The sequence below is a fragment of the Streptomyces sp. WAC06614 genome, from assembly GCF_003949795.1.
Lineage (GTDB): Bacteria > Actinomycetota > Actinomycetes > Streptomycetales > Streptomycetaceae > Streptomyces.
In genome coordinates this window covers 1-10,124 of the sequence record NZ_RPRY01000259.1, presented here as the reverse complement: position 1 = coordinate 10,124, position 10,124 = coordinate 1, and the positions used below count along the sequence as shown (strand labels likewise).

Sequence of the window (10,124 nt, the reverse complement as noted above, 5' to 3'; positions counted from 1 at the left end):
CCCCAACACCCGAACCACCGCGGTCCCGTCCGCCCCGGTCCCGGCTCCCGGCAACCCAAAGTCATCCATACCCCGAACCTATGCCCAACCTGGCCGGGGGCGGTGGGTTTCCGGCGCCCCCGGCCAGGTTGGGCATAGGTTCGGGGTATGGATGACTTTGGGTTGCCGGGAGCCGGGACCGGGGCGGACGGGACCGCGGTGGTTCGGGTGTTGGGGTACAACGTCCGGTCGCTGCGGGACGACGAGGACGCCTTGGCCCGGGTGATCCGGGCCTGTGGCCCGGACCTGGTGTTCGTCCAGGAAGCGCCCCGCTTCTTCCGCTGGCGCAAGCACGCGGCCCGCCTCGCCGCGAAGTGCGACCTGGTGGTGCTGACCGGCGGGGCGACGGCCGCCGGGCCGTTGATCCTCTGCAGCCTGCGCGTCTTCGTCGAGCGCACCGACGACGTCCTGCTGCCGCTCACCCCCGGCCTGCACCGCCGCGGCTTCGCCACCGCCGTGGTCCGGATCGCCGGGGCCCGGATGGCGCTGCTCTGCGCCCACCTCTCCCTCCAGGCCGCGGAGCGCCAGGAGCAGGCGGGCCTGCTCCTGGACCGGCTCGCCGCGATGGACGCCCCGTACGGCATCGCGGCGGCGGACGTCAACGAAGGCCCGGACGGGCCCGCCTTCCGGCGCCTGGCCCGTGACCTCCAGGACTGCCGGGCGGTGGCGCCCTGGGGCGGGGACCGCACCTTCCCCGCGACCGCCCCGGACACCCGCCTCGACGCCGTCTTCGCCTCCCGCGACGTGGAGGTCCTCGGCTGCGGCGTCCCGCTCGGGCTGCCCGGTGTGACCGAGGCCGACCTCAAGGCCGCCTCGGACCACCTCCCGGTCCTGGCCGCCCTCCGGCTGCCGGCCCGGGTCTGAGACGACGGCGGCCCCGGAACCACCAGGGTTCCGGGGCCGCACCGGCCGACGTCAGACCACCGCGCCGCGGCCCGGGTCGTCGTCCTCGTCGTCGCTCTGGGCCATGCGCGCCACCAGCGTGGCGAAGCCGCCCAGGAAGCCGCCGATGCCCAGGGTGGTCAGCCACCAGGTCATCTCCCACTGGAGCAGCACCGCCACCAGCAGCAGCACCGGTCCGCCGACCACCGCCAGCCAGGCGAACTTCGCCGTGGTGTCGGCCTCCGGCAGCGGCGGGTCGGGCGGGACGAAGTGCCCCTCGTCGGCCGCGTCCAGATCCTCGTCCGAGGGCTCGGCCAGCGAGTGGTCCCGCGGGCCCGGGCCACCGAGGCCGGCGCCGCCGAGGCCCGGGGCGAAGGTCACCGAGCTGCCCAGCGCCGGCGGCGGGACGTCCTGGTCCTTCTCGGCGTCCTTGCCGGCGCCGCCACCGGTGCCGTCGCCGGTACCGGTGGCGGTCCCGGCGTCCTTCGCCGCGGCCGGCGGCTCCGGCTGGACGTCCTCCTCGGGCAGCAGCAGGTCCTCGATGGGCTTGAACGGGCGCGCCCCCGGCGGGTCCGGCGGCTCCTCGCCGTACCCGGCGACGATCGCGGCCCACGCGGCCTCCTCGTCCAGCGGCGGACGGCCGCCGGACGGGTCCGGCTCCTCGTGTTCAGCCACCGATCCCCGCTCCCTCCTTGCCGACTCCGTCGGCCTCGCCGGCCTCGTCGGCCTCCGAGAGGCTCTCCGTCAGCCGGCCGATGAACGCGTAACTGTCCGCGAAGATCCGCTCCGCGTCGTAGTCCAACGTCGCCACGTGGTAGCTCTGTTCCAGCAGCGTCTCGGTCACGTCCGTCGAGGACACCCGGGCCAGGATCCGCGCCGAGTCCGCCGGCGGGACGACGTGGTCCTGCGGGCTGTGCAGCAGCAGCAGCGGCTGCGTCACCTGCGGCAGCTCGGTGTCCACCAGCTTCAGGAACTGCCGCAGCGAGTGCGCGGCCCGGGTCGGGACCCGGTCGTAGCCGACCTCGTCGGAGCCGGGCTTGGCGATGTCACTGGCGATGCCCGGCGTGGAGCGCAGGAAGTGCTGGGCCACCGGCAGGGCGAAGGCCAGCGGGTCGTGCACCTTGTTCGCCGGGTTGACCAGGACGATCCCGCTGATCGCGTCGCCGTGCCGGGCCGCCAGCCGCAGGGTCAGCGCGCCGCCCATCGACAGGCCGAAGACGAACACCCGGGTGCAGCGCTCCTGCAGCTCCTGCAGGGCCCGGTCCACCTCCGCGTACCAGTCCCGCCAGCCCGTGAGCTGCATGTCCTGCCAGCGCGTCCCGTGCCCGGGCAGCAGCGGCAGCGACACCGTCAGGCCCCGTTCGGCGAGATACTCGGCCCAGGGGCGCAGCGACTGCGGGGAGCCGGTGAAGCCGTGGCAGAGGAGGACACCGACCTCTCCGCCCTCGTGGCGGAACGGCTCGGCACCAGGGAGGACGGGCACCAGAATCTCCTTGGGGATGTGGGCGGGTGCGCTGTGTGACTTCACCGTACGCGACCGGACAGGCACCGACCAGGGCCGTCGCACCCCCGTCGGGGGTGGCAGGGGTTAAGGTCTGTTCGACAGACACAGGAAGGCTCATCAGTTGATCTACGGCGCTATGAAGTTCTCCATCGGGGGGTCCCTGAAGCTCGCCTTCAGGCCGTGGGTGGAGGGCCTCGAAAACATCCCCGCCGAGGGGCCGGCGATCCTTGCGAGCAACCACCTGTCCTTCTCGGACTCGTTCTTCCTGCCCGCCGTACTGGACCGCAAGGTCACCTTCATCGCCAAGGCCGAGTACTTCACCTCGCCGGGCGTCAAGGGCAAGCTGACGGCCGCGTTCTTCAAGGGCGTCGGCCAGCTGCCGGTGGACCGCTCCGGCGCCCGCGGCGCGGGCGAGGCGGCCATCAAGAGCGGCATCGAGGTCATCGAGCGCGGCGAGCTCTTCGGGATCTACCCCGAGGGCACCCGCTCGCCCGACGGCCGCCTCTACCGCGGCAAGCCCGGCGGTCTGGCCCGGGTGGCGCTGGCCACCGGCGCTCCGGTGATCCCGATCGCGATGATCGACACCGAGAAGATCCAGCCGCCCGGCAAGGTCGTCCCCAAGCTGATGCGTCCGGGCATCCGGATCGGCAAGCCGCTCGACTTCAGCCGCTACAAGGGCATGGACGGCGACCGCTTCATCCTGCGCTCGGTGACCGACGAGGTCATGTACGAGATCATGAAGCTCTCCGGCCAGGAGTACGTCGACATCTACGCCACCGCCGCCAAGCGGCAGATCGCGGACGCCGAGAAGGCGGCCAAGGAGGCGGAGAAGGCCGCCAAGGAGGCCGACAAGGCGGAGCTGGCGGCCAAGGAGGCCGAGATGGCCGCGAAGGACGAGGCCGCGCAGTAACGGCGCGCGGTCCCGGGCGGGGGGACCGCCCGGGCGTGGGGTGGGGGAGATGGCCGGACGCGAACGTGTCGTGCGGATGTCGGTCGAGCAGCCGCTGTGGCGTGCGCTGACCGCCTACCGGCTGCTGACCATGCTGTACGCGGTGGGCCTCTTCGGCTTCGCGCACCGCTCCTTCCCGCACCCGGCCGTGGCCGCGGGCTATCTGGCCGTGCTCGCGGTGTGGACCCTGGCCACCCTGCCCAAGGTGGCGGGCGCCGCCGGCTGCACCCGCCGCTTCCTGGGCGCCGACCTCACCGTCGCGCTGGTGGGCATCCTGCTCACCCCGTTCGCCGACTCGGCCGCGCGCATCGCGGCCGGCGGGCCCACCCTGCCGACCATCTGGACCGCGGGCTCGGTGCTCGCCTTCGCCCTCAAGGGCGGCTGGCGCTGGGCGTGCGTGGCCTCCACCTTCGTGGCCGCCGCCAACATCGCCGTCCACCACGGCGACCCGACCCGAGACACCCTGCACAACGTGCTGCTGGTCTGGGTGGCCTCCGTCGCCATCGGGTACGTCGTCGAGGTGGCCCGGGCCAGTGAGGCCACCCTGGCGCGGGCCCTGGAGATCGAGGCGGCCACCCGCGAGCGGGAGCGGCTGGCCCGCGACATCCACGACGGGGTCCTCCAGGTCCTGGCCATGGTCCAGCGGCGCGGGGCCGAGCTGGGTGGCGAGGCCGCCGAGATCGGCCGGATGGCGGGGGAACAGGAGGTGGCGCTGCGCACCCTGGTCTCCAGCGGGCTGCTGCCCCCGTCCCGGGTCTCCTCCGACGGGTCCCGGGGCGCCCTGGTGGACACCGTCGAGGTCGACGAGGACCCGGCGGGGGCGGCCGAGCTGGACCTGCGCAGCCTGCTCGCCCCGTACGCCGGCTCCCGGGTGAGCCTGGCCGAGCCGGGCGCCCCGGTGGTGCTGCCGGCCCGTGCGGCCGGGGAGCTGGCCGCCGCCGTCGCGGCGGCCCTGGACAATGTGCGCAGGCACGCGGGCGAGGGTGCCCGGGCCTGGATCCTGGTCGAGGACTGGGGGGACGAGGTGGTCGTCACCGTCCGCGACGACGGCCCGGGCATCCCGCCGGGCCGGCTGGACCAGGCGGCGGGCGAGGGCCGCCTCGGGGTGGCCCAGTCCATCCGCGGCCGGCTGCGGGACCTGGGCGGCACCGCCGAGCTGGTCTCCGTACCGGGCCAGGGATGCGAAGTCGAGTTGAAGGTACCGAGGAACGGGGCGGGACGATGAACGGAGCCGAGCAGGGCCACGGGCCGGCCGGGGCCGAGGGCCGGGTGGCGGCCGCGGGGCCCGGCGACGACCAGGGCCGGGCGGTGCGGGTGATGGTCGTCGACGACCATCCGATGTGGCGGGACGCGGTCGCCCGTGACCTGGCAGCCGCCGGCTACGAGGTGGTGGCCACCGCCGGGGACGGACCGCAGGCGGTCCGCCGGGCCCGGGCGGTCCGGCCCGACGTGCTCGTCCTCGACCTCAACCTGCCCGGCCTGCCCGGGGTGCAGGTCTGCAAGGAACTCGTCGGCACCGACCCCGCCCTGCGGGTGCTGGTGCTGTCCGCCAGCGGCGAGCACGCCGACGTGCTGGAGGCCGTGAAGTCCGGGGCCACCGGCTACCTGCTGAAGTCCGCCGCCGCCGAGGAACTCATCGACGCCGTCCGCCGCACCGCCGTGGGCGACCCGGTGTTCACCCCGGGGCTGGCCGGCCTGGTCCTCGGCGAGTACCGCCGGCTGGCCGCCGACCCGGCCCCGGCCGCCCCCGACGAGCCCAAGGCCCCGCAGCTGACCGACCGCGAGACCGAGGTGCTGCGCCTGGTCGCCAAGGGCCTGTCGTACAAGCAGATCGCCGAACGGCTCGTCATCTCCCACCGCACGGTGCAGAACCACGTCCAGAACACCCTCGGCAAGCTCCAGTTGCACAACCGCGTCGAGCTCGTCCGGTACGCCATCGAGCGCGGACTCGACGACGTGTAACTCCGGCACCGCCCTCAACTCCTGCACCACCTGTAACCCCGGCGGGTGAAACGGCGTACACAACGCCCCGTATTTCCACCGGAATCGACCCTTCCCGTGCACGCGGAGTGACCTGTGTCACCACTAGCGTGACCGTCATGGCGAAGGGAGATCCCATGAAGGTCGGAGTGCTGACCGGCGGCGGCGACTGCCCCGGGCTCAACGCGGTCATCCGCGGCGTCGTCCGCAAGGGCGTGCAGGAGTACGGATACGAGTTCATCGGTTTCAAGGACGGCTGGCGCGGTCCGCTCGAAGGGGACACCGTCCGCCTCGACATCCCCGCGGTCCGCGGGATCCTGCCGCGTGGCGGCACCATCCTGGGCTCCTCGCGCACCAACCCCTTCAAGACCGAGCACGGCGTGCGCGACATCAAGGCCAACCTCGCCAAGTACGAGGTGGACGCCCTGGTCGCGATCGGCGGCGAGGACACCCTCGGCGTGGCGGCCCGGCTGCACGGGGAGTTCGGCATCCCGTGCGTGGGCGTGCCCAAGACCATCGACAACGACCTCTCGGCGACCGACTACACCTTCGGCTTCGACACGGCCGTCGGCATCGCCACCGAGGCCATCGACCGGCTGCACACCACCGCCGAGTCGCACATGCGGGTGCTGGTGGTCGAGGTGATGGGCCGGCACGCCGGCTGGATCGCCCTGCACTCGGGCCTGGCGGGCGGCGCCAACGTCATCCTCATCCCCGAGCAGCGCTTCGACGTCGACCAGGTGTGCGCCTGGGTGACCTCGCGGTTCAAGGCCAGTTACGCGCCGATCGTGGTGGTGGCCGAGGGCGCCATGCCCAAGGACGGCGACCTGGTCCTCAAGGACGCCGTCTCCCGTGACTCCTTCGGGCACGTCCGGCTGTCCGGCGTCGGCGAATGGCTGGCCAAGGAGATCGAGTCCCGCACCGGCAAGGAGGCCCGCACCACGGTGCTCGGCCACATCCAGCGCGGCGGCACCCCGAGCGCGTACGACCGGTGGCTGGCCACCCGCTTCGGGCTGCACGCCGTCGATGCCGTACGCGACGGGGACTTCGGCAAGATGGTCGCCCTGCGGGGCACGGACATCGTCCGGGTACCGATCGCCGAGGCCACCGCGAAGCTGAAGACGGTCGACCCGGCCCTCTACCAGGAGGTCGGCGTCTTCTTCGGCTGAGCGCCGCCGCCCCCGCGCGTGGGGCACGTCCCCCGGACGCTCCGGGTCGTATCGTGACGAACGACCCGGAGTGAACCGGCAACCGGCAGAGCGGGGGGCGGACGTGGCGGACACGGCAGGTGCGGCAGGAGCGGTGGACGGGACGGGCCCGGAGGTCCTGGCGTTCGGGGTGCAGGCCGACGAGCGGCCCCTGATCGAGCGGGCCTTCGAGGGCGTGGCGCGGGTCCGCTGCCTGGACGTCTTCCTCAGTGAGGACACCGCTCCGATCGCCACCGGCCACGCGATCGTCTCCACGAGCGTCAACGCCGACCTCGGCGGCCCGGTCCTGCGCACCCTGGCCGCCGGCGGGACACGGATGATCGCCCAGCGTTCCACCGGCTTCAACAACATCGACCTGGACGTGGCCCGGGAGCTCGGTCTGACCGTCAGCCGGGTGTCCTTCTACTCCCCGTACGCGGTGGCCGAGTTCGCCTGGACCCTGGCGATGGCCGTCAACCGCCGGATCGTCCGCGCCTCCACCCGGACCCGGGACTTCGACTTCCGTCTCGACGGGCTCATGGGCCGCGACCTGCACGGGCGCACCGCCGGGGTGCTGGGCACCGGGAAGATCGGCGAGGCGTTCGCGCGGATCGCCCACGGCTTCGGCATGCGCCTGCTCGGCTGGGACGTCGCCCCGAACCCGGCCTGTGCGGAACTGGGCATGGCCTACGTGGACAAGGAGCGGCTGCTCGCCGAGGCGGACCTGGTCAGCCTGCACGTACCGCTGCTGGAGTCCACCCACCACCTGCTGGACGCGGCGGCACTGCGCGCCATGAAGGACGACGCCATCCTGGTCAACTCCAGCCGTGGCGGCCTGATCGACACCGAGGCGCTGGTCGCGCAGCTCCGGGCGGGCCGGTTCACGGGCGTGGGCCTCGACGTCTACGAGGCGGAGGCCGGGGTGTTCTTCCACGACCGGTCCCTGGACGCCGTCGAGGACGACACCCTGGCCCGGCTGGTCACCTTCCCGAACGTCCTGGTCACCTCCCACCAGGCGTACTACACCCAGGAGGCGGTGGGCCAGATCGTCCGCGCCACCGTCCGCAACGTGGCCGACCACCTCGCCGGCCGCCGCTCCGAGAACACCCTCGTCCCCGCCTGACGGGATGCGGGCCCGGACGTCGTCCTCCGTTCGTACCCCGGCCACCCGGCCCGTCGGGCGGTCGCCCAGGTTCGGGCCCGTGGAGATCGTCGAACCCTTCCGCTGGGTCTTCCTCGGCCTGGCCGTCCTGAACGCGGTCATGCTCGTGGTCGTCGTACGCCGCCTGCGGCCCGGGGCGCCGCAGCGGCCCGGCCGCCACGGAGCGCCCGTGCGCCGGGCCGAGCTCCGCCTGGACGTCGCCGACCAGGGCGCCGGGCTGGTCTTCTGCCTCGGTGTCGCCCTCGCCGGCGGGCCCGTCGCGGTCACCGGAGGCGTGCTGGTCGCCGTCGTCCTCGCGGCCAAGGCCCTCCGCGAGGTCCGCGGGTCCCTGGCCCTCCGCCGGTACGCGGCGGCGGGCCAGGGACCGGAGGCCGGGTGGCGCCGGCCCCGTCAGGGCCGGGGCGGGGCCCCGGTCACACCGGGCTGGGGGCGGTGACCCCCGCCAGCAGGTCGCGGACCAGGTCCGCGCCGCGCAGGGTGAGGACCGACTCCGGGTGGAACTGCACCCCCGCGAAACCCGCCGCCGAGCGCAGCGCGTGCACCTCGCCGGTGCGCGGGTCGCGGGCCACCTCCACGCCGCGCCGGGCCAGCTCCTCGGCCAGCGCGTCGTCGCAGGCGGCGGTGAACGTGTTGTAGAAGCCGACCACCTCGGCGGCGCCGAAGAAGTCGATCCGGGTCTGCGCGCCCTGTGCCGGTTCCGCCTTGCGGACCAGCGGCAGGCCCAGCTCGGCGGCCAGCAGCTCGTGGCCCAGGCACACCCCCAGCACCCCGTGCCGGTGCCGGGCCAGCAGGTCCGCCGCCAGCGCGCGCATCGTCCGCATCTTCGGGTCGTCCGCGTCGGCCGGGTTCCCCGGACCCGGGCCCAGCACCACCGGGCCGGGGTGGGCCAGGACCGCCGCCCGCAGCCCGGGATCGTCGTAGCGGCGTACGGTCACCTCCAGCCCGGACACCCGCAGCACGTGCGCGAGCATCGCCGTGAACGTGTCCTCCCCGTCCACCACCAGCGCATGGCCGGCCGGCTCCTGCGGCCGCTCCTGCATCCGCAGCCAGAACGGCGCCAGATCCTGCCGGCGGGCCGCCAGCGCCGCCTGCACCCGGGGGTCGTCGGCGAGCCGGGCGCCGCCGGCGGCCGGGCGGGGCGCGGCCGGGCGCACCCCGAGCGCCGCCAGTACGGCGGCCGCCTTGGCGTGGGTCTCGGCGACCTCGGCCACCGGGTCCGAGTGGCGCACCAGCGTGGCGCCGACCGGCACCCGCAGGGTGCCGTCCGGGGCGATGTCGGCGGTCCGGATCAGGATGGGGGAGTCCAGGGTCTGCGCCCCGGCCGCGTCCGTGCCGAGCAGGGCCAGGGCGCCCGCGTAGTAGCCGCGGGCGACGCCGTCCGGGCCGACCGGCTCGTGGCGCGCGATCACCCGGCAGGCGTTCTCGACCGGCGAGCCGGTGACGGTGGCCGCGAACATCGTCTCCCTGAGCACCTCGCGCACGTCCAGGGAGGTGCGGCCGCGCAGTTCGTACTCGGTGTGCGCGAGATGGGCCATCTCCTTCAGCCGGGGGCCGACCACCACCCCGCCGCGGTCGCCCACCGTGCACATCATCTTCAGTTCCTCGTCCACCACCATGGACAGCTCCTCGGTCTCCTTGCGGTCGCCGAGGAAGGCCAGCAGGGACTCCGGCGTGGGCCCGGCGGCCGGATAGCGGTAGGTGCCGCTGATCGGGTTCATCACCACCGTGCCGCCGGCCATCCGCACGTGCACCTCCGGGCTCGCCCCGACCAGCACGCGGTCTCCGGTGTGGACGACGTACGTCCAGTAGGCGCCGCGTTCGCCGAGCAGCAGCCGGCGGAACAGCGCGAGCGCGTCGGCCCGGCCGAAGCCGGGGATCCGGCCGCGGTAGGTGCGCCGGACGACGAAGTTCGCCCCCTCGCCGCGGCCGATCTCGTCCTCGATCACCCGCTCGACCGTGCGGGCGTACGCGGCGTCCGGGACGTCGAAGCCGCCGTGCTCGACGGTGACGGCGTGGTCGGGCAGGGCGGCCAGGACCTCGTCGAGGGGGAGCTCGTAGGACTCCTCGGCGACCAGCACGCTCAGCGGGGTGCCGTCGTCGTGGACGTCGAACCCGCGCTCACGGATCTGCCGGAACGGCACCAGCGCGAGGACGGGCGCCGGGCCCACGGGCAGGTCGGCGAGGCGCTGCGCCTCGTGGACGGGGCCGAGCAGCACCTCGACGGTGTCGTGGTCCCGGCCGGGCGTGCGCCGCCTGAGCAGGGCGAACGGCGGGCAGTCGGCGGCGGTCAGGCGGGTCCTACGTTGTTGATGGGTCGATCGAGGCCAGTCGTAAGGTCTTGGAGATCCAGAGACGCCGGGTATGGCTTTCAGGCGGTTGCACTCGATGGTTCGCCTCACCTGGCCGCCCGGTGTCTCACGA

At 73.9% G+C, this 10,124-nt stretch carries 10 protein-coding genes; 7 read left to right on the top strand and 3 right to left on the bottom strand.

Annotated features, from left to right (window positions below; translation table 11 throughout):
* The first annotated feature begins 147 nt into the window (after positions 1-147).
* Positions 148-903 carry an endonuclease/exonuclease/phosphatase family protein gene (locus EF918_RS26795; protein WP_125651352.1) on the top strand — a complete coding sequence of 252 codons (756 nt, stop codon included), beginning with the start codon at positions 148-150 and terminating at the stop codon, positions 901-903.
* 51 nt (positions 904-954) lie between these two features.
* Here the strand turns inward: EF918_RS26795 and EF918_RS26790 are convergent, their stop codons facing one another.
* Positions 955-1,596 (bottom strand): hypothetical protein, encoded by a 642-nt coding sequence (locus EF918_RS26790; RefSeq protein WP_125651350.1) that lies wholly within the window; start codon positions 1,594-1,596, stop codon positions 955-957.
* Positions 1,589-2,404: a carboxylesterase gene (locus EF918_RS26785; protein WP_260610709.1), complete on the bottom strand. Its 816-nt coding sequence runs from the start codon at positions 2,402-2,404 to the stop codon at positions 1,589-1,591. Before EF918_RS26785 ends, EF918_RS26790 begins: the two co-directional genes overlap by 8 nt.
* A gap of 157 nt (positions 2,405-2,561) precedes the next feature.
* Here EF918_RS26785 and EF918_RS26780 point away from each other — a divergent pair, with 157 nt between their 5' ends.
* From EF918_RS26780 to EF918_RS26755, 6 genes are all read left to right on the top strand, one after another.
* The gene (locus tag EF918_RS26780) at positions 2,562-3,335 is read left to right on the top strand and encodes a 1-acyl-sn-glycerol-3-phosphate acyltransferase (protein WP_125651360.1); all 774 of its coding nucleotides are present in this window, start codon (positions 2,562-2,564) and stop codon (positions 3,333-3,335) included.
* 49 nt (positions 3,336-3,384) lie between these two features.
* Positions 3,385-4,599, top strand: coding sequence for a MacS family sensor histidine kinase (gene macS / locus EF918_RS26775; protein WP_125651348.1), 1,215 nt, complete (start codon positions 3,385-3,387; stop codon positions 4,597-4,599).
* A gap of 92 nt (positions 4,600-4,691) precedes the next feature.
* Positions 4,692-5,336: a response regulator transcription factor gene (locus EF918_RS26770; RefSeq protein WP_125651358.1), complete on the top strand. Its 645-nt coding sequence runs from the start codon at positions 4,692-4,694 to the stop codon at positions 5,334-5,336.
* Between the two features lie 155 nt (positions 5,337-5,491).
* On the top strand, positions 5,492-6,523 hold the full coding sequence (locus tag EF918_RS26765; protein WP_125651346.1) for a 6-phosphofructokinase: 1,032 nt from the start codon (positions 5,492-5,494) through the stop codon (positions 6,521-6,523).
* Positions 6,524-6,626: 103 nt separating this feature from the next.
* A complete protein-coding gene (locus EF918_RS26760; protein ID WP_260610708.1) occupies positions 6,627-7,664 on the top strand; it encodes a 2-hydroxyacid dehydrogenase in 1,038 nt (345 codons plus the stop codon).
* 79 nt (positions 7,665-7,743) lie between these two features.
* Complete coding sequence (locus tag EF918_RS26755) at positions 7,744-8,139, top strand: hypothetical protein (protein ID WP_125651344.1); 396 nt, start codon at positions 7,744-7,746, stop codon at positions 8,137-8,139.
* On the opposite strand, the gene EF918_RS26750 is transcribed toward EF918_RS26755, so the two are convergent.
* Entirely contained in the window at positions 8,117-9,994 is a 1,878-nt protein-coding gene (locus tag EF918_RS26750; protein ID WP_125651354.1) for an anthranilate synthase family protein, read from the bottom strand. The genes EF918_RS26755 and EF918_RS26750 overlap by 23 nt on opposite strands.
* Positions 9,995-10,124 lie beyond the last annotated feature (130 nt).